At 71.4% G+C, this 23,620-nt stretch carries 23 protein-coding genes; 9 read left to right on the top strand and 14 right to left on the bottom strand.

The window, feature by feature from the left end; all coding sequences use genetic code 11:
- Positions 1-218 precede the first annotated feature (218 nt).
- The 5 genes from afsQ1 (at position 219) to ACWC2T_RS08090 (ending at position 4,208) form a co-directional block, all read left to right on the top strand.
- Positions 219-896 carry a two-component system response regulator AfsQ1 gene (afsQ1, locus tag ACWC2T_RS08110; protein ID WP_031024517.1) on the top strand — a complete coding sequence of 226 codons (678 nt, stop codon included), beginning with the start codon at positions 219-221 and terminating at the stop codon, positions 894-896.
- On the top strand, positions 893-2,506 hold the full coding sequence (locus tag ACWC2T_RS08105; protein ID WP_450669569.1) for an ATP-binding protein: 1,614 nt from the start codon (positions 893-895) through the stop codon (positions 2,504-2,506). The genes afsQ1 and ACWC2T_RS08105 overlap by 4 nt, the downstream gene beginning before the upstream one ends.
- Positions 2,506-3,123, top strand: a complete 618-nt coding sequence (locus ACWC2T_RS08100; protein ID WP_450669568.1) for a hypothetical protein — start codon at positions 2,506-2,508, stop codon at positions 3,121-3,123. Before ACWC2T_RS08105 ends, ACWC2T_RS08100 begins: the two co-directional genes overlap by 1 nt.
- 228 nt (positions 3,124-3,351) lie before the next feature.
- Complete coding sequence (locus ACWC2T_RS08095) at positions 3,352-3,915, top strand: VanZ family protein (protein ID WP_450669567.1); 564 nt, start codon at positions 3,352-3,354, stop codon at positions 3,913-3,915.
- Positions 3,916-4,007: 92 nt separating this feature from the next.
- Positions 4,008-4,208, top strand: a complete 201-nt coding sequence (locus tag ACWC2T_RS08090) for a PspC domain-containing protein (RefSeq protein WP_450669566.1) — start codon at positions 4,008-4,010, stop codon at positions 4,206-4,208.
- 109 nt (positions 4,209-4,317) lie between these two features.
- Here the strand turns inward: ACWC2T_RS08090 and ACWC2T_RS08085 are convergent, their stop codons facing one another.
- A complete protein-coding gene (locus ACWC2T_RS08085; RefSeq protein ID WP_450669565.1) occupies positions 4,318-4,683 on the bottom strand; it encodes an ATP-binding protein in 366 nt (121 codons plus the stop codon).
- Positions 4,684-4,830: 147 nt separating this feature from the next.
- Positions 4,831-5,994 carry an adenosine deaminase gene (locus tag ACWC2T_RS08080; protein WP_450669564.1) on the bottom strand — a complete coding sequence of 388 codons (1,164 nt, stop codon included), beginning with the start codon at positions 5,992-5,994 and terminating at the stop codon, positions 4,831-4,833.
- Between the two features lie 135 nt (positions 5,995-6,129).
- Here ACWC2T_RS08080 and ACWC2T_RS08075 point away from each other — a divergent pair, with 135 nt between their 5' ends.
- Positions 6,130-6,891: an alpha/beta hydrolase family protein gene (locus ACWC2T_RS08075; RefSeq protein ID WP_450669563.1), complete on the top strand. Its 762-nt coding sequence runs from the start codon at positions 6,130-6,132 to the stop codon at positions 6,889-6,891.
- Positions 6,892-6,920: 29 nt separating this feature from the next.
- Here ACWC2T_RS08075 and ACWC2T_RS08070 read toward each other — a convergent pair whose 3' ends face one another.
- The gene (locus ACWC2T_RS08070; RefSeq protein ID WP_450669562.1) at positions 6,921-7,883 is read right to left on the bottom strand and encodes a LysR substrate-binding domain-containing protein; all 963 of its coding nucleotides are present in this window, start codon (positions 7,881-7,883) and stop codon (positions 6,921-6,923) included.
- Between the two features lie 63 nt (positions 7,884-7,946).
- Between ACWC2T_RS08070 and ACWC2T_RS08065 the strand changes: the two genes are divergently transcribed.
- Positions 7,947-9,242: an MFS transporter gene (locus ACWC2T_RS08065; protein ID WP_450669561.1), complete on the top strand. Its 1,296-nt coding sequence runs from the start codon at positions 7,947-7,949 to the stop codon at positions 9,240-9,242.
- Between the two features lie 121 nt (positions 9,243-9,363).
- A complete protein-coding gene (locus ACWC2T_RS08060) occupies positions 9,364-10,377 on the top strand; it encodes a sigma-70 family RNA polymerase sigma factor (RefSeq protein ID WP_450669560.1) in 1,014 nt (337 codons plus the stop codon).
- On the opposite strand, the gene ACWC2T_RS08055 is transcribed toward ACWC2T_RS08060, so the two are convergent.
- The 8 genes from ACWC2T_RS08055 to ACWC2T_RS08020 form a co-directional block, all read right to left on the bottom strand.
- Complete coding sequence (locus tag ACWC2T_RS08055) at positions 10,261-10,647, bottom strand: STAS domain-containing protein (protein ID WP_450669559.1); 387 nt, start codon at positions 10,645-10,647, stop codon at positions 10,261-10,263. The genes ACWC2T_RS08060 and ACWC2T_RS08055 overlap by 117 nt on opposite strands.
- Positions 10,648-10,751: 104 nt before the next feature.
- On the bottom strand, positions 10,752-12,035 hold the full coding sequence (locus tag ACWC2T_RS08050; protein WP_450669558.1) for a thymidine phosphorylase: 1,284 nt from the start codon (positions 12,033-12,035) through the stop codon (positions 10,752-10,754).
- Positions 12,036-12,110: 75 nt separating this feature from the next.
- Entirely contained in the window at positions 12,111-12,515 is a 405-nt protein-coding gene (locus ACWC2T_RS08045; RefSeq protein ID WP_450669557.1) for a cytidine deaminase, read from the bottom strand.
- A complete protein-coding gene (locus ACWC2T_RS08040; RefSeq protein ID WP_450669556.1) occupies positions 12,512-13,798 on the bottom strand; it encodes an ABC transporter permease in 1,287 nt (428 codons plus the stop codon). The genes ACWC2T_RS08045 and ACWC2T_RS08040 overlap by 4 nt, the downstream gene beginning before the upstream one ends.
- The gene (locus ACWC2T_RS08035; protein WP_450669555.1) at positions 13,798-14,925 is read right to left on the bottom strand and encodes an ABC transporter permease; all 1,128 of its coding nucleotides are present in this window, start codon (positions 14,923-14,925) and stop codon (positions 13,798-13,800) included. The genes ACWC2T_RS08040 and ACWC2T_RS08035 overlap by 1 nt, the downstream gene beginning before the upstream one ends.
- Complete coding sequence (locus tag ACWC2T_RS08030) at positions 14,922-16,448, bottom strand: ABC transporter ATP-binding protein (RefSeq protein WP_450669603.1); 1,527 nt, start codon at positions 16,446-16,448, stop codon at positions 14,922-14,924. The genes ACWC2T_RS08035 and ACWC2T_RS08030 overlap by 4 nt, the downstream gene beginning before the upstream one ends.
- Before the next feature lie 208 nt (positions 16,449-16,656).
- A complete protein-coding gene (locus tag ACWC2T_RS08025) occupies positions 16,657-17,721 on the bottom strand; it encodes a BMP family lipoprotein (protein ID WP_450669554.1) in 1,065 nt (354 codons plus the stop codon).
- Positions 17,722-18,031: 310 nt separating this feature from the next.
- The gene (locus ACWC2T_RS08020; protein ID WP_450669553.1) at positions 18,032-19,267 is read right to left on the bottom strand and encodes an amidohydrolase; all 1,236 of its coding nucleotides are present in this window, start codon (positions 19,265-19,267) and stop codon (positions 18,032-18,034) included.
- A 233-nt stretch (positions 19,268-19,500) separates the two neighbouring features.
- On the opposite strand from ACWC2T_RS08020, the gene ACWC2T_RS08015 reads away from it, so the two are divergent.
- Positions 19,501-19,728 (top strand): hypothetical protein, encoded by a 228-nt coding sequence (locus tag ACWC2T_RS08015; protein WP_450669552.1) that lies wholly within the window; start codon positions 19,501-19,503, stop codon positions 19,726-19,728.
- 265 nt (positions 19,729-19,993) lie between these two features.
- Here the strand turns inward: ACWC2T_RS08015 and ACWC2T_RS08010 are convergent, their stop codons facing one another.
- The 3 genes from ACWC2T_RS08010 to ACWC2T_RS08000 are packed head-to-tail and all read right to left on the bottom strand — an operon-like array spanning position 19,994 to position 23,616.
- Entirely contained in the window at positions 19,994-21,136 is a 1,143-nt protein-coding gene (locus tag ACWC2T_RS08010; protein ID WP_450669551.1) for a hypothetical protein, read from the bottom strand.
- Between the two features lie 46 nt (positions 21,137-21,182).
- Positions 21,183-22,121: an N-acetylneuraminate synthase family protein gene (locus ACWC2T_RS08005; protein ID WP_450669550.1), complete on the bottom strand. Its 939-nt coding sequence runs from the start codon at positions 22,119-22,121 to the stop codon at positions 21,183-21,185.
- Positions 22,122-22,134: 13 nt separating this feature from the next.
- Positions 22,135-23,616 (bottom strand): cytidylyltransferase domain-containing protein, encoded by a 1,482-nt coding sequence (locus ACWC2T_RS08000; RefSeq protein WP_450669549.1) that lies wholly within the window; start codon positions 23,614-23,616, stop codon positions 22,135-22,137.
- Positions 23,617-23,620 lie beyond the last annotated feature (4 nt).

The raw sequence follows: 23,620 nt of genomic DNA, 5'->3' as shown, positions 1-23,620 counted from the left end.
CGGTGACTCGGTCTTGCCGGGCCGGCTCTCGGCTCCCCCGTCCGGCCCGTGTCCAAAAGACTGCCGGGGCGACTTCATCGCCGTGTCCGCCGACTGTCACAGACCTGTCACAGGGGTCCGGCCCGCCGCCGTCACAGGAAGTGCACAGATGGTGGCGGTAGGGAAGGCCAGGTGTCGGCGGGTCGTACGACAGCCCGTCCATGGGCCAGAATGAGCCCGTGCCTTCCCTGTTGCTGATCGAGGACGACGACGCCATCCGTACGGCCCTGGAGCTCTCCCTGACGCGCCAGGGGCACCGGGTGGCGACCGCTGCCAGCGGTGAGGACGGTCTGAAGCTGCTGCGCGAGCAGCGGCCCGACCTGATCGTGCTGGACGTGATGCTGCCCGGCATCGACGGCTTCGAGGTGTGCCGTCGCATCCGGCGCACCGACCAGTTGCCGATCATCCTGCTGACCGCGCGCAGTGACGACATCGACGTGGTGGTCGGGCTGGAGTCCGGCGCCGACGACTACGTCGTCAAGCCCGTCCAGGGCCGGGTGCTGGACGCCCGGATCCGGGCCGTGCTGCGGCGCGGGGAGCGCGAGTCCAGCGACTCGGCGACCTTCGGCAGCCTGGTCATCGACCGGTCGGCGATGACCGTGACGAAGAACGGCGAGGACCTGCAGCTGACCCCGACCGAGCTCAGGCTGCTGCTGGAACTGAGCCGACGGCCGGGCCAGGCGCTGTCCCGGCAGCAGCTGCTGCGGCTGGTGTGGGAGCACGACTACCTCGGTGACTCCCGGCTCGTGGACGCCTGTGTGCAGCGGCTGCGCGCGAAGGTCGAGGACGTGCCCTCGTCCCCGACACTGATCCGTACCGTCCGTGGTGTCGGCTACCGCCTGGACGCGCCTCAGTGACCGATACGCAAGGGGGGCTGCGCGGGTGGTCCGCGCGGCGCAAGGGGAGCCTGTCGCGGCTCAGGTTCACCAGCCTCAGGCTGCGCCTGGTCGTCGTCTTCGCGCTGGTGGCCCTCACCGCCGCCGTCTCGGCGTCCGGCATCGCCTACTGGCTGAACCGGGAGGCGGTGCTCACCCGCGCCCAGGACGCGGTGCTGCGCGACTTCCGGCAGGAGATGCAGAACCGCGCGGGCGCGCTGCCGGCGCACCCCACGCAGGACCAACTCCAGCGGGCGGCGGGCCAGATGGCGGCGAGCAGCCAGCACTTCAGCGTGCTGCTGGTGGCCCAGGACGCCGGCGGCAAGACGGTGTACGGCAACTCGGGCGGCATCAACGGCTTCTCGCTGGAGGACGTGCCGAAGTCGCTGCGCGCGGCCGTGAACAAGCAGCAGAAGGTGACCGACGCCAACAAGGAGCCGTACCACCTGTACTGGCAGCGGGTCGTGGACCACGGCACGCCGTATCTGGTGGCCGGTTCGCGGGTGATCGGCGGCGGGCCCACGGGCTACATGGCCAAGTCCCTGGAGCCGGAGGCGAAGGACCTCAACTCGCTGGCCTGGTCGCTGGGCATCGCGACCGGACTCGCGCTGATCGGCGCCGCGCTGCTCGCGCAGGCCGCGGCCACGACCGTGCTGAAGCCGGTGCACCGGCTGGGGGTCGCCGCCCGGCGGCTCGGCGAGGGCAGGCTGGACACGCGGCTGCGGGTGTCGGGGACCGACGAACTCGCCGATCTCTCCCGGACGTTCAACAACGCCGCCGAGGCGCTGGAGAAGCGGGTCGCGGAGATGGCCGCGCGGGACGAGGCCTCGCGCCGCTTCGTCGCCGACATGAGTCATGAACTGCGGACGCCGCTGACCGCCATCACCGCCGTGACGGAGGTGCTGGAGGAGGAGCTGGAGGCCGGGACCGGATCCGTGGATCCGATGATCGAGCCGGCCGTACGGCTGGTGGTGAGCGAGACCCGGCGGCTGAACGACCTGGTCGAGAACCTGATGGAGGTCACCCGCTTCGACGCGGGCACCGCCCGGCTGGTCCTGGACGACGTCGACCTCGCCGACCAGATCACCGCCTGCATCGACGCCCGGGCCTGGCTGGACGCGGTCGAGCTGGACGCCGAGCGCGGCATCCACGCCCGTCTCGACCCGCGCCGGCTGGACGTCATCCTCGCCAACCTGATCGGCAACGCGCTCAAACACGGCGGGTCGCCGGTGCGGGTGTCGGTGCGCATAGACGGCGACGACCTGGTCATCGCGGTGCGTGACCACGGGCCGGGCATCCCCGAGGACGTGCTCCCCCACGTCTTCGACCGCTTCTTCAAGGCGAGCGCCTCCCGGCCGCGCTCCGAGGGCAGCGGGCTGGGCCTGTCCATCGCCATGGAGAACGCCCACATCCACGGCGGTGAGATCAGCGCCGCCAACTCGCCGGACGGCGGCGCGGTGTTCACGCTGCGGCTGCCGCGGGACGCCTCCCGGCTGACGGAGGAGACCGGCGAGGGCGAGAAGACCGACAAGGACGCTTCCGGGAACTCCAAAAGCCCGGGAAGTTCGGGAAGTTCAGGAGAGGAGGGGTGATGTCCGTACGACGCCTGACCGTGCGACGCCTGCTGGCGCTGCCCCTCCTCGGCCTGCTGCTCTCCGGCTGCGGCATCCGGGCCACCCAGGTGCCGACCGACTTCGGGGCGGCGCCCTCCCGGGTGCCGTGCTCGCTGGCCGGCCCGGACCTGGCCAAGCAGTCCTCGCAGGGCGTGCCCGTGCAGGTCTTCCTGCTCTGCGGGGCGTCCCTGGTGACGGTCGACCGGACGGTGCGCGTCCCCGAGGGCACCCCGGACGCGCGGCGCCGTGTGATCGTGGCCCAGGGGCTCCTGGACCAGCTCGCCGCGTCCCCGTCCGCCGCGGAGCGCTCCGCGGGCTACACGACGTACGTGCCGGGCGGCCTCACCGTGCGCGGGCCCGGCCCCGGTGACCCGGAGGACGCGCTCCGCCTGAGCACGGCGCCGTCCCGGCTCACCTCCTACGCCCTGGCCCAGTTGGTGTGCACCCTGTCCGACTCGGCGGCGACGGAGGGCGACGGCGCGGTCATCCTCGGCGGCCCGGCGGGCGGCCCCCCGCGCCGCTACGAGTGCACCGACGACGTCCGCGACCGCCCGGGCAGCGTGGCACCACCGTCGAGCGAAGTGGCGGGGCGGTAGCGCCGCGGGGCAGCGCCCCGAAGGGGCGCGGGGCTGTGTTCGACATGTGGCTCCGCCGCGTGGGCGCGAACAACCACGACGGACCCGCACCCCGCGACGAAACAGAACCCCAACGGCGATCCCGCTTCCACGCTTCCACAGCGGACAGCGCAACCGCTTCCACCGCGCAGCGCAACCGAAAAGTTGCGGCCCGGAACCGATCGGCACCCGCGCTGCGTCTAGGGGGTCGTGCAGCGTCAAGGCTCCATCGGCGGCGACAGCGCCGCGATCCGTATCCGGGTGGCAGGAGGTGTCCTCCTCGTCGCCCACCTCGCCCTCGTCGCCTGGCTGATGCTGCGACCTCTGGACGTCCCCTGGGTGACACCCCCCAACCTGCACCCCCTCGCCGGCATCCGGGCCGATCTGGCCCTGGGCTGGCCGGAGGCGGCCAGACGCATCGGAGAGGGCCTGGCGCTGCTCGCCCCGCTCGGCGTGCTGCTGCCGATGGCGCACGGCAGGCTCACCGTCTCGCCGGTCTCCTCCCTGATCCGTACGACCGCCGCCGGCGCCCTGATCTCGGTCGGCATCGCCCTGCTGCAGACCGGTGTCCCCGGCCGGGTCGTGGACGTCGACTCGCTGCTGCTGAACACCACCGGTGTCGCGCTGGCCCACCTGCTGGTCGTGCCGGCGGGCCGCGCCCGGGTGCGGCGGCGGCAGCTGGACGACCGCGCCGGGGCCGGCTCCGTCACCGTCCAGGAGGAGCCGCCTCAGGGGCGTACCCCGACGATTCCCAGGGTCGGAATGGCTCCATAGAGTGACGCTTCGTCCGCTTCGTCTGCGTACCGTCGAAGACAGCTGCCGGAAGACAGCCGACGACGGGAACCGATGACCACGGAGGAGCCGACATGACCACCCTTGCCCGCCCGACCCACGGCCGCGTGATCGGCGGAGTGTGCGCAGCACTGGCGCGCCGCTTCGGCACCTCCGCGACGACGATGCGGGTGATCTTCCTGCTGTCCTGCCTGCTGCCCGGCCCCCAGTTCCTGCTCTACATAGCGCTGTGGATCCTGCTGCCGGCCGAGGACAGCACGCGCACCGCCTGGTGACCGCCGTACGTCGTGACGGCCGTACGTCGTGACGGCCGTACGCGGAACGCCGTCGGGGCGCTCCCGGACCTGACCGGGGCGCCCCGACGGCGTCGTACGGCGGCCGGCGTCAGCCGAGCGAGATCCCGTTCACACCGCTCACCGGCAGGCCGTGCACGGGCGCGCCCTGCACGGGCAGTCCGCCGAGACGGCTGTGGAGCGGCGCGGTCGGCCCGCCCTGCAGCGCGTTCTCGACGGCCGGTCGCGTGGCGGCCATGCCGGCGCCCAGGGCGTCCTGCCCTCGGCTGAGGGCGGCGGTGGCAGCCGGCTGGTCCACGCCGGTGCCCTCGGCCGGCAGCGTGCTGGTGACGGAGTCCAGCGCCGGGGTCGCGTCCGGTACGGCCGGGGCCGCCGCGTTGGCCGCGCCCGCACCGACGGCGGCGAAAGCGGCACCGAGGGCGGCGACACCGAGAGTCCTGACGGCAGAGTGCTTCATGGTGAATGCGTCCTTGGAATAGGGGACGGAGAGGAAAAACGATGAACGGTCCTCGACCGTAAACACGCCCGATCACCCGCCGCAAACACCGAAATGCGGACGGGTTGTGAACCGCCTTTCACAACCCGCCCGCCCACCGAGCCGCCGCTATCCCGCCGAACCGGCAGAGCCGCTGGTGGAGGCCGTCTGCCGGAACAGCCATTCGGATTTCAGTTCCGCATATCCGGGCTTGACGACGTCATTGATCATGGCCAGCCGTTCATCGAAAGGAATGAACGCGGATTTCATTGCGTTGACCGAGAACCACTGCATGTCGTCGAGCGTGTAACCGAACGCCTCGACGAGGTGCTCGAATTCCTGGCTCATGCTGGTGTGCGACATCAGCCGGTTGTCGGTGTTCACGGTGGCCCGGAAGTGCAGCCGGCGCAGGAGCCCGATCGGGTGCTCGGCGTAGGAGGGCGCCGCCCCGGTCTGCAGGTTGGAGCTGGGGCACAGCTCCAGCGGGATCCGCTTGTCGCGGACGTACGACGCCAGCCGGCCGAGCGTGACGGAGCCGTCCTCGTGGACCTCGATGTCGTCGATGATCCGCACGCCGTGCCCGAGCCGGTCGGCGCCGCACCACTGCAGCGCCTGCCAGATGGACGGCAGCCCGAAGGCCTCGCCGGCGTGGATGGTGAAGTGGTTGTTCTCGCGCTTGAGGTACTCGAAGGCGTCCAGGTGCCGGGTGGGCGGGTAGCCGGCCTCGGCGCCCGCGATGTCGAAGCCGACGACTCCAAAGTCCCGGTAGCGGTTGGCGAGTTCGGCGATCTCCAGCGAGCGGGCGGCATGCCGCATGGCGGTCAGCAGGGCGCCGACCCGGATGCGGTGGCCGTTCTCCCGGGCGAGCCGCTCGCCCTGCCGGAACCCCTCGTTGACGGCCTCGACCACCTCCTCCAGGGTCAGCCCCTGCTCCAGGTGCTGCTCAGGGGCGTACCGCACCTCGGCGTAGACGACCCCGTCCTGCGCGAGGTCCTCGGCGCACTCGCGGGCGACCCGGACGAGCGCGTCCCGGGTCTGCATCACGCCGACGGTGTGCTTGAAGGTCTCCAGATACCGTTCCAGCGAGCCGGAGTCGGCGGCCTCGCGGAACCAGATGCCCAGCTTGTCCGGATCGGCCTCGGGAAGCTCCGAGTAGCCGCTCTCCCGGGCGAGTTCGACGACGGTTCCGGGGCGGAGCCCGCCGTCGAGATGATCGTGCAGCAGAACCTTGGGTGCCCGGCGGATCTGGTCCGGCGTCGGAACGGCCCCACTTGGTGCAGTCTGGCTCGTCATTTCCGCACTGTAACGCCTACGCGCGTAGAGATCCCGGCGAACGCGGCAGCTTCTTCGGGGACGGTTTTCCGTCGATACGCAACGGTGACCGCCCGTACGGGTTTGGTACACCGCCCCTTCTGACACTGTTCTGTCATGGGACAGCAAGCGACACCGGTCCGAACGGCCGGGCTGGGGAAGGCGGTCGGCCCGGTGCCGACGGCGGTGAGCGGAGCGGTGCTGTTGCTCCCCGGCGGGGAGGAGGTCTCCGTCCGCAGGCCGTCCCCCGTGCGGGCGACGTTCGCGCTGCGCTCGCTGGGCCGACGGCTGGCTCGCGCGGGGCGGGACGAGGGGCTGGCTGTCCATACCGTCCACTACCGGAGTCGGGGCTGGAACGGGAGCGAGGCGCAGCTGGCCGTGGATGCCGAGTGGGCCGCCGACGAGGTCGTACGACGGTACGGGGACGTTTCCGTGTGTCTGGTCGGGGTGGACATGGGCGGACGCGCGGCGCTCCGGGCGGGCGGACACGAGGCCGTCAACTCCGTTGTGGCGCTCGCCCCCTGGCTGCCGGAGGACGACGTCGCCGCGCCCGCCGAACCGGTGAAGCAGCTCGTGGGGCGCCGGGTGCTGATCGTGCACGGCACGAATGACGAGCGGACCGATCCCGAGCTGTCGTTCCGGTTCGCGGCGCGGGCGAAGAAGGTGAACCGGGAGGTGTGCCGGTTCGAGGTGCATTCCGACGGGCACCGGTTGCAGGGGCATCGGGACGAAGTGGCCTGGCTGGCCGTCGATTTCATGATGGGGGCGCTGTTCGGGCACTCCGTGTCCCGCCCTGTCGAGGATGCGCTTGCGGCTCCGCCGCCCATCGGGCTCCGGATGCCGCTCGCTGCGGGGTTCGGGCGGTCGTTGAGGCGGTAGCCGGGGTTGGCGTCCCTCACGGGCCGTCCTCAGGCCGGCAGCAGGTTGCCCCTTCTCGAGAGCAGGAACTTCTTGAAGGCCGTCACCGGCGGGGTGTCCGGGCGGTCCGCCAGCCACGCCACGCCGATCTCACGGACCGCCCTCGGGGCCGTCACCGTCAGTTCCACGACCCCTGGCCTGGGGACCGTGGGCGGGGGCAGGAGGGCGACCCCCAACCCGGCCGCCACCAGGCCCCGCAGGGTCTCCGCCTCCTCGCCCTCGAAGGCGACCCTCGGGCGGAAGCCGGCCTCGCGGCACAGGGCGTCGAAGATGCGGCGCAGGCCGTAGCCGGGCTCCAGGGTGACGAAGGTGTCCTCGGCCGCCTCGGCCAGGCGGATGCGGCGACGGGTGGCCAGACGGTGGTCGGCGGGGACGACCAGGCGGAGTTTCTGCTCGTCCAGGCGGCGGGCGACCAGGTCGGGGGCGTCCGGGACCGGGGAGGTCAGGCAGAGGTCCAGCTCCCCCGCCCGCAGCCGCTCCAGCATCGCCTCGCCGTAGTTCTGCACCAGGCTGAAGCGGACGCGCGGGTGGTCCTCGCGGAAGGCGTGCAGGAGGCCGGGGACCGTCTCGGCGCCCATGGTGTGCAGGAAGCCGAAGGCGACCTTGCCGGTGGCCGGGTCGGCGTCGGCGCGCACCTCCTCGGCGGCCCGCTCGATCTCGGCGAGGGCGCGTTCGACGGAGGCGAGGAAGGTGCGGCCGGCGGGGGTCAGGGAGACCGTGCGGCCGTGCCGGGCGAACAGGTCGACACCCAGGTCCTGCTCCAGGCGGGCCATCGCACGGGAGAGGGTGGACTGGGGGACGTTCATCTCCTGGGCGGCGCGGGTGACGTGCTCCGTACGGGCCACGCCGGCGAAGTACGCGAGGCGGGGAGCGAGCACCCTCGACATCTCAGACATGTCTTCTGTGTCACTGTTCGGTGACAGGCGAGCCTGTGAGCTCTGCTGATGCTGCATGGGAACGATTATGACGATTCCATGCATTGGACGGATGAGACGGCCCGTACCTACGGTCGAGGCATGTCTCCCGCCAGTACCGGGGCGTCCACCGTCGTGGGCGCCGCACCGACCGTCCCCGTCTCCGACACCTCCGCCTCCGACTCCCGTATGACTCCGGGCGGCCCCGGCTACCGCCGGATGAGCCTCGCCCTCTTCCTCGCCGGAGTCGCGACCTTCGCCCTGCTGTACTCGACGCAGGCCCTGCTGCCGCTGATCTCCGGCGAGTTCGGGGTCGCGGCGAGCGAGGCGAGCTGGACCGTGGCGGCCGCGACCGGGGGACTCGCCCTGTTCGTCCTGCCGATGAGCGCCCTGTCCGAGCGCTTCGGCCGCCGTACGGTGATGACGGCCTCGCTGGCCGTCGCGGTGAGCGTCGGGCTGCTGGTGCCGTTCGCGCCCTCGCTCGGCGTGCTGGTGGTGCTGCGGGCGGTGCAGGGCGCGGCGCTGGCCGGTCTGCCGGCCTCGGCGCAGGCCTATCTGGCCGAGGAGGTCCGGCCGAAGGCGCTGGTCACGGCGATCGGGCTGTTCGTGGCGGGCAACAGCGTGGGCGGTATGAGCGGCCGGGTGATCACCGGCTGGGTGGCCCAGGAGTGGGGCTGGCGGGTGGCCGTCGGCGTGATCGGCCTGATCGCCGTCGGGTGCGCGATCGCCTTCCGGCTGCTGCTGCCCACGCCGAGGCACTTCACGGCGGGCTCGCTGCGACCGCGCGTGCTGCTCGGCACGGTCCGCGACCACCTCGCGAACCCGCTGCTGCGGCGGCTGTACGCGATCGGCGCGCTGTTCATGACCGTGTTCGGCGGCGTGTACACGGTGATCGGCTACCGGCTGACCGGCGCGCCGTTCGGACTGCCGCAGGGCATCATCGGCTCGATCTTCCTGGTCTACCTGGTGGGTACGGTGTCGGCGTCCACGGCGGGCCGGCTGGTGGGCCGGCTCGGCCGCCGGGGCGCGCTGTACCTGGCGGGCGGTACGACGGCGGCGGGCCTGCTGCTCTCCCTGGCCCCCTCCCTGCCGCTGGTCCTGCTGGGCCTGGTGCTGATCACGGCGGGCTTCTTCGCGGGGCACGCGGTCGCCTCCTCGGCGGTCAGCAAGACGGCCACGCGGGGCCGTGCCCAGGCCTCGGCCCTGTACCAGTCCATGTACTACGTCGGCTCCAGCGTCGGCAGCACGGTCGGCGCGACGGCCTTCCACGCGGACGGCTGGAGCGGCACGGTGGGGGTCGGCCTGCTCGCGGTCGTCGGGGTCGTCACCATCACGCTGCTGGGCACCCGGGCGGCCCGGGTGGCGGCGCGCGGCTCGCTTGTGGCCGACGCGCACTGAAGCGCCCCGTCCGACCTGCGCTTTTCCCACTCTGGGCGCCATTGTCAGTGCCCTGCGGTAGCTTCCAAGGTGCTGGGGCGCGAAGGCGCGCCACAGGAACGGCCACAGGGGTGGGTGGACGATGGGCGACAGCACGGCGACGGCGGACCTCGACGTCGCACTGGAGAAGCACCGGACCGAGCTGACCGGGTACTGCTACCGCATGCTCGGCTCCTCCTTCGAGGCGGAGGACGCGGTGCAGGACACCCTGGTGCGGGCCTGGCGCAGCTATGAGAAGTTCGAGGGCCGCTCCAGCCTGCGCTCGTGGCTGTACCGGATCGCGACGAACGTGTGCCTGGACATGCTGACGGCCGGCAACAAGCGGGCGAGACCGATGGACCTGACGGAATCGACACCGCTCGCGCAGGTCGCGCTCTCCCCCCGCCCCGACCACACCTGGCTGGAGCCGATGCCGGACGCGCGCGTGCTGCCGACGGTCGACGATCCGGCGGAGGCCGCCGTCGCGAAGGAGTCGATCCGGCTGGCCTTCATGGCGGCCCTGCAGCAGCTGCCGCCCAAGCAGCGGGCGGTGCTGATCCTGCGCGAGGTCCTGGCCTGGAAGGCGAGCGAGGTCGCCGAGCTGCTGGACACCTCGGTCGCCTCGGTCAACAGCGCGCTGCAGCGGGCGCGGGCCACGCTCGCGGAGCGCGCGGACGCGAGCCCCGAGGGCGCGGTGTCCGATCCGCTCGACGAGGAGCAGCAGAAACTCCTGGAGCGCTATGTCAAAGCCTTCGAGGGCTACGACATGACGGCGCTGACGGCGCTGCTGCACGAGGACGCCGTCATGACGATGCCGCCGTTCGACCTGTGGCTGCGCGGCCCGGCCGACATCACCGGCTTCATGACGACCCTCGGCGCCTCCTGCGCCGGCTCCCGGCTGCTGCCGGTGCAGGTCAACGGCCTGCCGGGGTTCGCGCACTACAAGCCGGACGAGGAGAAGGGCGGTTTTGGTCCCTGGGCCGTGCAGGTGCTGGAGCTGTCAGAGGGCCGGATCACCGGTTTCCACTGCTTCCTCGACACCAAGCGCTGGTTCCCGCTCTTCGGGCTGCCCCTCCACCTGGAAGCGGAGTCCGACGAGGTCGAGAAGGGCGGGTAGCGCGGGATCGGGGTCCCGCAGCCGGATCCGCCCGCCGGCCCGGCGGGCGGCCAGCTCCAGCCGCGCCAGCAGGTCCACGGCGGCCAGGCCCGGCGGCCCGAGCCCGCCCACGTCGCACACGACGACGCGGGCACCACTGCCCGCCAGCAGCGCCCGCACCTGGGCACACAGCCCCGCCACCTCGTCCCGGGTGACGGGGCCGGACAGCACGAGCACGGCGGGTTCCTCTGCCTTCACGTGCGGTAGACCGGCGGGCCGGGCGGAACTCATCGGGTTTGGGGTGAGGGGCCGCCTCGTCCATGGGCCCCTCGCTACGCCGAACGGGACCGGCGGCGGTCCACCGGTCCCGTTCGTCCGAACAAGGAGAGTCCAGGTCAGGCGATGCGTTCCAGCACCACCGGCGACGGCGTGAAGTCGGTGCCGGGCGCCGCGATGTCGTAGGAGCCCTCCACCGCCTGCAGCGCGTACGCGAAGCGCTCGGGGGTGTCCGTGTGGAGGGTCAGCAGGGGCTGGCCCTCGGTGACCGTGTCGCCCGGCTTGGCGTGCATCTCGACGCCCGCGCCCGCCTGCACCGGGTCCTCCTTGCGCGCACGCCCCGCGCCCAGGCGCCAGGCCGCGACGCCGATGTCGTACGCGTCGAGGCGGGTGAGGACACCGGAGGACGGTGCCTTGATCACGTGCTGTTCCTTCGAGGTGGGCAGCGGCGCGTCCGGGTCGCCGCCCTGGGCCGCGATCATGCGGCGCCAGACGTCCATCGCGGAGCCGTCGGCCAGGGCCTTCGCCGGGTCGGCGTCCTTCACCCCGGCCGCCTGGAGCATTTCGCGCGCGAGGGCCAGCGTCAGCTCGACCACGTCCGCCGGGCCGCCGCCCGCCAGGACCTCCACCGACTCGCGGACCTCCAGGGCGTTGCCCGCCGTCAGGCCCAGCGGGGTCGACATGTCCGTCAGGAGGGCCACCGTCTTCACGCCGTGGTCGGTGCCCAGGCCGACCATCGTGGTCGCCAGTTCGCGGGCGTCGTCCAGCGTCTTCATGAAGGCACCGCTGCCCACCTTCACGTCCAGGACCAGCGAGCCCGTGCCCTCGGCGATCTTCTTCGACATGATGGAGGAGGCGATCAGCGGGATCGCCTCGACCGTGCCGGTCACGTCCCGCAGGGCGTACAGCTTCTTGTCCGCCGGGGCCAGGCCGTCGCCCGCCGCGCAGATCACCGCGCCCGTGGTGTCCAGGACGTGCAGCATCTCCTCGTTGGAGAGCAGGGCCCGCCAGCCGGGGATCGACTCCAGCTTGTCCAGCGTGCCGCCGGTGTGTCCGAGGCCCCGGCCCGAGAGCTGCGGGACGGCGGCGCCGCACGCGGCCACGAGCGGGGCCAGCGGCAGGGTGATCTTGTCGCCGACGCCGCCGGTCGAGTGCTTGTCGGCCGTCGGGCGGGACAGGGCCGAGAAGTCCATGCGCTCGCCGGAGGCGATCATGGCCGCCGTCCAGCGGGCGATCTCGCGGCGGTTCATTCCGTTGAGCAGGATCGCCATGGCGAGCGCGGACATCTGCTCGTCGGCGACCTCGCCGCGGGTGTACGCGTCGATGACCCAGTCGATCTGCTCGTCGGTCAGCTCGCCGCGGTCCCGCTTGGTGCGGATCACGGAGATGGCGTCCATGGCCATGGCGGGTGTGGTTCCTTCCGGGAGGTGCGAAGTGTGCGGCCCCCCTGCGAGCGGGGCAGGGGGGCCGTACGGGACTTACGAGGAGAGGTGCCCGGGGCCGAAGGCCTGGGGCAGCATCTCGGAGAGCGTCAGGACGCCCGCGGGGGTGTCCAGGAGGAGGTCCGGGCCGCCGAACTCGTACAGCAGCTGGCGGCAGCGGCCGCACGGGACCAGCAGGCCGCCGGTGCCGTCGACGCAGGTGAAGTGCGTCAGCCGGCCGCCGCCCGTGCGCTGCAGGTCGGACACCAGGCCGCACTCGGCGCACAGGCCGATGCCGTAGGAGGCGTTCTCCACGTTGCAGCCGGTGACCGTGCGGCCGTCGTCGACCCGGGCCGCCACGCCGACCGGGAAGCCGGAGTAGGGGGCGTACGCGTGGGTCATCGCCTCCCGCGCCACCTCCCGCAGCGCCTCCCAGTCGAATCCGGCGGCTTCCTGCGTCACTTGCCCTGACCCTTCCGGTAGCGCATGCCGTCCGCCTTCGGCATCCGCAGGCGCTGCGCCGACAGGGACAGCACCAGCAGGGTGACGACGTACGGCGTGGCACCCACGAAGTCGCTCGGGACCTCGTCGGTGACCAGGTACCAGAGCAGGACCAGCGCGCCCACGAGGAGGCTGACCCCGCCCTGCCACAGGGCCTTGCGGTACAGCTTCCAGCCTGCCAGGGCGACCAGCAGAACGACCAGCAGGAGCAGCAGCGCGTGGACGGTCGGACCGCCGTTGCGCAGCTGGAGGGCGTCGGAGTAGCCGAACAGGCCCGCGCCCATCGCGAGGCCGCCCGGACGCCAGTTGCCGAAGATCATCGCCGCGAGGCCGATGTAACCGCGGCCGGCGGTCTGGCCTTCCAGGTACGTGTGCGAGGTGACCAGTGCCAGGAAGGCGCCGCCGAGGCCGGCGAGGCCGCCGGAGACGGCCACGGCCGCGTACTTGTACGAGTAGACGTTGACGCCGAGGGACTCCGCGGCGGTCGGGTTCTCGCCGCAGGAGCGCAGCCGCAGACCGAACGGGGTGCGCCACAGGATCCACCAGGTGGCGACGAAGAGAACGGCGGCCAGGACCGTGACCACGGACAGGTGCGTGACCAGGCCGCCGAGGATGCCGGCGAGGTCGGAGATCAGGAACCAGTGGTGGTTCTCGATCGAGTGCAGGCTGTCGGAGAGGCCGGGCACGGTGACGTCGGGCAGGTTCGCGACCGGCGGGGACTGCTTGGGGTTGCCGCCCGCGTTGGCCGCGGCGCCGCCGGAGAAGAACAGCTTGGCGAGGTACTGCGTGGCGCCGAGCGCGAGCAGGTTGATCGCGACACCGGAGACGATGTGGTCGACTCCGAAGGTGACGGTGGCGACGGCGTGCAGCAGGCCGCCGAGGACGCCGAAGCCGATACCGGCCAGCAGGCCGAGCCAGGGGCTGGACTGCCAGCCGACCCAGCCCGCGCCGAAGGTGCCGAGGATCATCATGCCCTCGAGGCCGATGTTGACCACACCGGCGCGCTCGGACCACAGGCCGGCGAGACCGGCGAGGCCGATCGGCACGGCGAGGCCGAGGGCGGCGCTGACCTGTCCGGTGGAGTCGAGGTCCTGCGAGCCGGTGATCATACGGACGGCGGCCAGGAGCAGCAGCCCACCGGCGACGAGCAGCAGGATCTGGCCGAAGGAGCGGCCCGTGCGCTGCGGCGCGCCGGCCGCCTTGGGCGCCGCGGGCGGCGGCGCGTCGGTCATCGTGGCAGTCATCACGCCACCTCCTGCTTCTTCGTCTGGGCGGCGGCCTGGGCGGCGAGTTCGGCGCCGACCTTCTGCTGCTGGCGCTTGAGGCCGTAGCGGCGTACGACCTCGTAGGCGATGACGACACACAGCACGATGACGCCCTGGATGACGCCGAGGATTTCCTTGTCGTAGCCCTGGAATTCCAGGTGGTTGGTGGTGCGCTCCAGGAAGCCCCACAGCAGGGCGCCGAGCGCGATACCGACCGGGTTGTTACGGCCGAGCAGCGCGATGGCGATGCCGGTGAAGCCGATGCCGGTCGGGAAGTCGCTGCTGAACTGGTAGCTGTCGTTGAGCAGGGTCGGCATGCCGATCAGACCGGCCACCGCACCCGAGATGATCATGCTGGTGACGATCATCTTCTTCACCGACACACCGCTCGCGGTGGCCGCGCTCTCGGACTGGCCGACGGTGCGCAGGTCGTAGCCGAACCGGGTGCGGCCGAGGACGAACCAGTACGCGATGCCGACGATCACGGCGATGAAGATGAAGCCCCACAGGTCACCGGCCGGGCCGGTGTTGATGGTGAAGAAGTGCGAGGCCGACGGCAGCGGCTTGGTGGCGACGACGGTGCCGCCCTGCTGGAGCTGGGCCAGCTTTCCGGGCTGCAGCAGGTAGGCGATGATCGCGGTGGCGATCGAGTTCAGCATGATCGTCGAGATGACCTCGCTGACGCCGCGGGTCACCTTCAGGACACCGGCGATGGCCGCCCACACGGCGCCGGTCGCCATGGCGCAGATGAGAATCAGCAGGATGGAGAGCCAGCCCGGCAGGGTCAGCGCGCCGCCGAGGACGGCGGCGAAGAACGCGGCGAGCCGGTACTGGCCGTCCACGCCGATGTTGAACAGGTTCATCCGGAAGCCGATGGCCACCGAGACGCCCGCGAGGTAGTACGTGGTCGCCTTGTTGAGGATGTAGACCTGGCTGTCGCTGGCGAAGCCGTAGGTCAGCATGTCGTTGAAGGCGGGACCGGGGTTCTTGCCGGTCGAGAGGATCACCAGGGCGGTGACGACGAGCGCGGCGACGACCGCCAGCAGCGGCGCGGCGAGGCCGAGGAGCAGCCGCTCCTTGTCGATCCGTGAGGTCAGCTTGTTCATCGCTCGTCGTCCTCTGTGTGCTCCAGGTGGCCGGTGGCCGCACCCGTCATGGCGGAGCCCAGCTCTTCGGGGGTGATGGTGGCGGGGTCGGCGTCGGCGACCAGGCGGCCGCGGTACATCACCCGCAGGGTGTCGGAGAGCCCGATCAGCTCGTCCAGGTCCGCGGAGATCAGCAGGACGGCCAGACCCTCGCGGCGGGCCTCGCGGATGTAGTCCCAGATCGCGGCCTGCGCGCCGACGTCCACGCCTCGGGTGGGGTGGGCGGCGATGAGCAGCTTGGGGTCGTGGCTCATCTCGCGGCCGACGATCAGCTTCTGCTGGTTGCCGCCGGACAGCGAGGCCGCGGTCACGTCGATGCCGGGGGTGCGGACGTCGTAGGCCTCGACGATCCGCTCGGTGTCGGCGCGGGCGGCCTTGATGTCGAGCAGCGGGCCGCGGGAGTTGGGCCTCTCGCTGACGTGGCCGAGGATGCGGTTCTCCCACAGCGGCGCTTCCAGCAGCAGGCCGTGGCGGTGGCGGTCCTCGGGGATGTAGCCGATGCCGGCCTCGCGGCGGTCGCGGGTCGGGGCGTGGGAGATGTCGGTGCCGTCGAGGGTGACGACGCCGGCGTCCGGGTGGCGCATGCCCATGATCGCCTCGACCAGCTCGGACTGGCCGTTGCCCTCCACACCGGCGATGCCGAGGACCTCGCCCTTGTGGATGGTGAAGGAGATCTGGTCCAGGATGATCCGCTCGATGCCCTCGAGGTCGGTCTGCGCGAGGTGCAGCCCCTCCACCTTCAGCATCGGGACGTCTGTGACGGTGGACTCCGCGGTCTCCGGCGTGGGCAGTTCGCTGCCGACCATCAGCTCGGCGAGCTGCTTGGGCGTGGTGCCCTGCGGCGAGACCGTGCCGACGGTGGTGCCGCGCCGGATGACGGTGATCTCGTCGGCGACGGAGAGCACCTCGCCCAGCTTGTGGGAGATGAAGATGACGGTGAGGCCCTCGGACTTCAGCTCGCGCAGGTTGTCGAAGAGCGCGTCGACCTCCTGCGGCACGAGCACGGCCGTCGGCTCATCGAGGATGAGGGTCTTGGCGCCACGGTAGAGGACCTTGAGGATCTCCACGCGCTGGCGGTCGGCGACGCCCAGCTCCTCCACCAGCACGTCCGGGCGGACGTTCAGGCCGTAGGCGTCCGAGATCTCCTTGATCTTGGTACGGGCCCTGTTCCCGATGCCGTACAGCTTCTCCGCGCCGAGGACGACGTTCTCCAGCACGGTGAGGTTGTCGGCGAGCATGAAGTGCTGGTGCACCATGCCGATGCCGCGGGCGATGGCATCGCCGGGGTTGTCGAAGGTGACCTGTTCGCCGCCCACCGTGATGGTGCCCTCGTCCGGCTGCTGCATGCCGTAGAGGATCTTCATCAGGGTGGACTTGCCGGCGCCGTTCTCACCGCACAGGGCGTGGACGGTGCCCGTGCGGACCGTGATGTCGATGTCGCGGTTGGCGACGACGCCGGGGAAGCGCTTGGTGATGCCGCGCAGTTCGACGGCAGCGGGAGGGCTGGACGCGTTGATGGCGCACTCTCCTCGGGGAAAGGGGCTGCTGGGGGGAGGTGGCGGGCGTCGGCGACGCTAGCGCGACAACTCCGTGCTACACGCGTAGAGTTGACACATTGTTATGGCTCGGCGAGGGGCCGTGGATACGGCGCCACCTCGCCGAGCCGGGGTCCGACGGACCGACGGGGAGCCGTCAGCTCGCGGGGCTGGTGTTGACCTTGATCTGGCCGGAGATGATCTTCTGCTTCGCGGCGTCCAGCTTGGGCTGGATGTCCTGGATGAAGCCGCCGCTGGTGGCGAGCGAGACGCCGCCCTTGGCGAGCGAGTAGACGTTGTTGCCGGTCAGCGGCTTGCCGTCCTTGACGGACTTGACGAAGTCGTACACACCGACGTCGACGTTCTTCACCATCGAGGTCAGGAACGAGCTCTTGTACTGGGCCAGACCCGGGATGTTGTACTGGTCGGAGTCCACGCCGATGCCCCAGGCACCCTTGACGCCGTGCACGGCCTCGATCGCGCCGTTACCGGAGGAGCCGGCCGCGGTGTAGATGACGTCGGCGCCCTTGTCCAGCATGCCCTGCGCGGCCTGCTGGCCCTTGTCGGGGCTGGAGAAGCCGGAGGTGTCCTGGCCGTGGGTCAGGTACTGGACGGCGACCTTCACCTTCGGGTTGGTGTCGTGCACGCCCTGGACGTAACCCGCCTCGAACTTCTTGATCAGGGGGTTGTCGACACCGCCGATGAAGCCGACGGAGTCCTTCTTGGTCTTCAGCGCGGCGGCGACACCGGCCAGGTAGGAGCCCTGCTCCTCGGTGAAGGTGATGCTGTTGACGTTCGCGCCCTGCACGACCGAGTCGACGATGCCGAAGCTGGTCTTCGGGTACTTCGCGGCGATCTTCTGCACGGCGGGGGCGTAGGTGTAACCGACGGCGACGATCGGGTTGTAGCCCGCGTCCGCCAGGTCCTGCAGCCGCTGCTCGCGGTCGGCCTCGGTGTCGGAGGTCTTGGCGGTCAGCTCCTTGATGGAACCGTTGAACTCCTTCACGGCCTTGTCGGCACCGCGCGCGGCGGAGTCGTTGAACGAACGGTCGCCACGGCCGCCGACGTCGTAGGCGAGACCGATCTTGATGCCCTTGCCGCCACCCGAGGAGGAGGACGAGCCGGCGTTGTTGTCGGAGGACGTGCTGCCACACGCGGTGGCAGTCATGGCGAGTGCCGCGGTGGCGATACACGCGGCGGAAAGCTTGGCTACCCGGCGCACGGGAGGCTCCTTCACCTGACCTGAGCGCCGAATCGGCGCTTGATGTGAGCACCTTGCCAGTGCTCGAGCCGAAACGCCCCGGCGGCGTCGGCTTCGCGGCATCGTAACGCGCGTAGATGTCGCAAAAAACCCCCTCTCGAAGCCGTTATCGATTCGAGGCAAACAGCATCTGAACTTGGATCTCGGGGGCTCGCACGGCCGTGTTGCACAGCGTGCACGAATGGCTTACGAGTGTGTTGCGCCGGTCAGGGGAACGGCTCGCGGGCCCCCGGGATCACGCCTCGAAGGGCGTCCCCGAGGGCCCGCACGCTCAGCCCTGTACGCCGTTCGGCTCCAGGAAGGCGGCCGCCGTGAACATCTCCACGCCGACCGTGATCGCGTGCTCGTCGGCGTCGAAGTCGCCCTGGTGGAGATCGCGTACGGTGCGCTCGCCGGGCCGCCGGACACCGAGCCGGGCCATGGCGCCGGGGACGTGCTCCTGGTACCAGGAGAAGTCCTCGCCGCCAAGGCTCTGCTCGGTGCTCTCGACGGAGTCCCGGCCGCGGCGCGCCGCCATCGCCCGGCGCAGCAGATCGGTGGACTCCCGGTCGTTGACGACGGGCGGTACCCCGCGCACGTAGGTGATCTCGGACTTGGCCCGGTGCAGGGTGGCGACCTCGTCGATGGCCGCGTGCACGATGTCGGGGGCCTGCCGCCAGGCGTCCAGGTCCAGGCAGCGCACGGTTCCGGACAGCTCGGCGTGCTGCGGGATCACGTTCGGGGCGTGCCCCGACTCGATCCGGCCCCAGGTCAGCGCCAGCCCGGCCCGGGTGTCGACGCGGCGGGCGATCAGCGCGGGCACGTCCACGGCGACGCGGGCGGCGGCGGTGACGAGGTCCGTGGTCAGGTGCGGCCGGGCGGTGTGCCCGCCGGGCCCGTCCAGGGCGATGTCCAGCCGGTCGCAGGCGCTGGTGATCGCGCCGTGCCGCAGCCCGATCTTCCCGGCGTCGACGCGGGGGTCGCAGTGCACGGCGAGGATCCGCTCGACCCCCTTCAGCACGCCGTCCTCGATGGCGTCCAGCGCGCCGCCGGGCAGCACCTCCTCGGCGGGCTGGAAGATCAGCCGCACCGGCCGGGGCAGCAGGCCCTTGGTGTGCAGGTCGGCGAGGACCAGGCCCGTTCCGAGCACGACGGTCGTATGCACGTCATGGCCGCAGGCATGCGCCCGATCGGGCACGGTCGACCGGTACGGGCAGTCGTTCTTGGTGTCCGGGATGGGCAGGGCGTCGATGTCCGCGCGCAGGGCCAGCAGCGGCATGGCCGGCCGCTCACCCTCCGCGAGGCCGATGTCACACACGAGTCCGGTTCCCTTGGCGAGCACCCGGGGCCGAAGCCCGGCCAGCTCCAGCCGCTCCTTGATCGCGGCGGTCGTACGGAACTCCTGATTGCCCAGCTCAGGGTGCATGTGCAAGTCGCGACGGAAGGCGACGAGTTCGGCGTGCAGGGCTTCGCTCAGCACGCCGGGGAGCACATCCCCCGCGAGGCCGGCCTCGGACTCTAGGGACATCAATTGCTTCACCCTCTGAAGGGTAGGACGCCCGGCTGGTCAACTACCCCTCGATCAACAAAACTTCAGCCCGTTAGGGGAAGAAAATCTGACCGGCGGACGCATGGCGGCGGACTGTGATGGGTAGAACCCATCTTTCTCCTTCCACGGATACCATGCCTCGCCACGGTCACGCTCGCGATGTCCACGAACCGGACTACGGCGCGACCCGCGCCCCGCTGGAGCCCGCACGCATGACCGACGCGACGGAGAACGCGATCGCCGAGGACTACGCCGCCCGGTTCCCGGCCGGCGGCCGGCATCCCCTGGACCGCACCGTGATCACCCCTTCGCCGAGCTGGTCGCCGATCTGGGCACGGCCCCCGTGGCCGACCTGGGCAGCGGCCCCGGACACGTCACCGCACTGCTGCGCGAGCTGGGCGTCCCGGCCTTCGGTGTGGACCTATTCCCCGCCATGGTGACGCCGGCCCGCACACCTACCCCGAACTGCGCTTCCGCATCGGTTCGATGACCTCCCTGGACCTGCCGGACGCCATCGTGGGCGGCGTCCTCACCTTCCAGACCGGCCCCGAGTCCGGCCACCTGCACCTGCAGGAGCGCTACGGCCACCAGATCGACCTCGACTGCCACTGGCGCACCCCGGAGCAGATCACGGCGGCGCTGACGGCGGCCGGGCTGGACCGCGGAAGCCGACGGGGAACCGGCCTGCCACGCCGGCCGGGCCGGCTACGCCGGGCTTACCGCCGCCAGCCTGTGCACGTCCCGTGCGGTCCCCGTGACCCCCGACAGGAAGCCCTGCGCCCGTGGGGACGCGGACTCGGTCAGCCAGGTGGGGTCGATGTCGAACACCGCCACCCGCACCCCCGTGCCCGCCAGCGCCAGCGGCAGGGTGTGGACGACCGTCGACGGGAAGCTGAGGATCGTACGGCCGATCGGGCCCCGGCGGGCGATCACCTCCAGGGGGAGGTCCGGACGGACTATCTGCAGGCCGGTCTCGGCGGCCAGGCGGTGGAGTTTTCCCGCGCTCTCCCGGCGGTGGGCGAAGTACCGCGTCGCACCGTGCGTCTTGGACAGGTGACGGACCGCCTCCAGGTACGCCTCGCCGTCCACAACTCCCGTTTCCACCAGGGAGGTTCCCACCATGTCCGCGCCCTTGGTGATGCGCGGCGGCCCGAAGCGGGCGCGGGTCCAGGAGAAGTCGTTCGCGGTGACCGTGACGCCCTGAGGGGTCTCCGTCACCGGCATGGAGGAGAAGACCTCGACCCGGCGGCGGGCGCTCGGGGTCAGGCGGCGGCGGGCCGAGGACGACACCGGGGCGAACAGCAGATCCCTCGCCCCGGGGCGGCCGCCCTTGCGGTGCCAGCGGACCAGCCGCTCACCCCGGGCCAGCTGGGCGACGAACTCCATCGTCGCCGTGCCGTCGTCGACCACGACCAGGTCCTTCGCCCGGGTGATCGTCAACAGCAACTGCACATACCGGGAGAAGGGGTCTCCCATGACGATCCGGTCGGCCCTCCGCAACGAGCCCGCCAGGCCGGCGATCGTCTGGAACGGGGCCGCCGGGCCGCCCCGCGCCTCCTCCCAGCGCACCCGGTACCCCTCGTCCCGCGCCAGGTCCGCCATGCGGCGCAGCTGGCCCCGGGTCATGGGGTCGGTCGGGGACAGGACGACGACCGTGAGGTCCGCGCCGTTCCGAGGCGGGTCGCCGGCCACCGTCCGCCGCACCTGCGCGGGCACGGACGGAAGCGGGTCCGCGCCGCGCAGTCCGTGCAGATGCGCCCATTCCAGTACGTTCAGCAGCTGGACCGGGCTCTCCACGAAGGCGAGCGTGCGGGGAGGGTGGCCGGCGTGACCGGCGCGGGGGCTCATCGGCGTACGACCGTCCCGTCCTAAGGGAATCAAGGCGTCAAGGCGCTCAGACGGTGACCGGCTCGCCCGCCGCCGCCGCGATCTCCGCCTCGGCGACCACACCGGTGACCCGGCGCAGCTTCTTCATCGGGCCGAGCTCGGAGTCGTAGACCTTCTTGACGCCGTCACCGAGGGAGGCCTCGATGGTGCGGATGTCGCGGACCAGGCGCGTCAGGCCCTGCGGCTCCACCGACGCGGCCTGGTCGGAGCCCCACATGGCGCGGTCGAGGGTGATGTGACGCTCGACGAAGGTCGCCCCGAGCGCGACCGCGGCGAGGGTGGTCTGCAGGCCGGTCTCGTGGCCGGAGTAGCCGATCGGGACGTTCGGGTACTCCTTCTCCAGCGTGTTGATCACGCGGAGGTTCAGCTCCTCGGCCTTCGCCGGGTAGGTCGACGTGGCGTGGCACATCAGGATGTTGTCGGAGCCGAGGACCTCGACCGCGTGGCGGATCTGCTTCGGCGTCGACATGCCGGTGGAGAGGATGACCGAGCGGCCCGTCGCGCGCAGCGCGCGCAGCAGCTCGTCGTCGGTCAGGGACGCGCTCGCCACCTTGTGGGCGGGGACGTCGAACTTCTCCAGGAAGGCGACGGCCTCGGTGTCCCACGGGGAGGCGAACCAGTCGATCCCCTTCTCCTTGCAGTACTCGTCGATCTGGCGGTACTCGTCCTCACCGAACTCCACGCGGTGGCGGTAGTCGATGTAGGTCATCCGGCCCCAGGGCGTGTCGCGCTCGATGTCCCACTGGTCGCGCGGGGTGCAGATCTCGGGCGTGCGCTTCTGGAACTTGACGGCGTCGCAGCCGGCGTCGGCGGCCACGTCGATCAGCTTGAAGGCGTTCTCCAGCTCACCGTTGTGGTTGATGCCGATCTCGCCGCAGATGTAGACGGGCTTGCCGGGGCCGACCTCGCGGGAACCGAACGTACGCAGACGGGAGTTGGTGCTCATCAGGGGGATGTCCTTACTTGGGGAGGGAATCGAGAGAGGGGCCGAGGATCCAGCTGGCGATCTCTCGGATCGCGCCGTCACCGCCGGGGACCGTGGTGACCGCGCGTGCGGCGCCGCGTACGACGTCGTGGGCGCTCGCGACCGCCACGGGCCAGCCGACGAGGGCGAAGCACGGCAGGTCGTTGACGTCGTTGCCGACGTAGAGCACGCGCTCCGGCGCGATGCCCTGCTCCTCGCACCACTGCTTCAGCGCGAGGTCCTTGCGGTCGATGCCGTGCAGCACGGGAAGCTTCAGCTTCCGGGCGCGGGCGGCGACCACAGGGTTCTGTTCCGTGGACAGGACCAGCATCTTCAGGCCGCTCTTGCGCAGGGCCGCGATGCCGAGTCCGTCGCCGCGGTGCACGGAGACGAACTCCCGTCCTTCGGAGTCGATCAGCACCCGGTCGTCGGTCTGGGTGCCGTCGAAGTCGAGGACTACGGCGTCGATGTCGTCGTAAGTGGGGAGCGAACCGGGGCGGTCCGCGTCGAAGAGGGGGGCCAGGGCGCGGGCCCGGGCGAGGTCGTGCGGGTCGTCGATCTCCAGCACGCGCGCGGGGTCCGTGCGGACGAGTTCCGTACGGCCGAAGAAGCGGTGCTGGTGCTTGCGGAAGCCGGCCGCGTCCATCGCGTAGGCGGCGCCGGTCTCCAGGAAGTCCTGGGGGCGGTCCTGGCGGCGTGGGCGGTAGGACTTGTCGTGGTTGACGCCGTGGCCTCCGGCGGCCCGCGCGGAGACGGCGCGGCTGCCGTCCGCCGGCGCGGGAACAACGTGGCCACCGCCGTAACCCCCGGTCGCCGCCGCGGGAACAGCATGGCCGTCGACCGCCGCCGAGGCCATGCCCCGCGCTGCCGCCACCGAAGCCCTGCCGGTCGCGGCTGCCGGCTGCGCCGGGACCGCCAGTGCCGCCGCTGCCGACGCTGCCGAAGAACCTTCCGTCACCGGGCCGTCGGCCGGCGGCTCGCTGTGCGCGGCGAGTTCGTCGGCCGCCTCCCGCCAGACGAAACCATGGAACGGCGCGACCGTCAGCGCGCTGTCCGCGCCGTCCTCGATCACCGCCGACGCCACCCCGTCTATGTCCTCGCGGACGAGGAAGGGGCTGGTGCACTGCACGAGCAGGACCGCGTCGACCGGCGCGCCGTGCAGCGCCTCGTGGGCGTCCATGGCGTGCAGGACCGCGGCCTCGGAGGTCGCCGTGTCCCCAGCGATGGCGGCCGGGCGCAGCACGACCTCGGCGCCGGCCTCCCGGGCGGCGGCCGCGATGGCCTGGTCGTCGGTGGAGACGACCACGTCGGTCACCAGCCGGCTCGCGCGGCACTCGCGCACCGCGCGGGCCACCAGCGGGACCCCGCCGACGGGGGCGAGGTTCTTCGCGGGCACGCCCTTGGAGCCGCCGCGCGCGGGGATCACCGCGAGCACCCGGCGCACCGTCGCGCCCTGTCCCGCTTCCGAGTTGGACATCCGA

The organism is Streptomyces sp. NPDC001393 (genome assembly GCF_053597455.1).
Note: the sequence above shows the minus strand (reverse complement) of the source record. Positions and strands in the feature narration are given on the sequence as shown.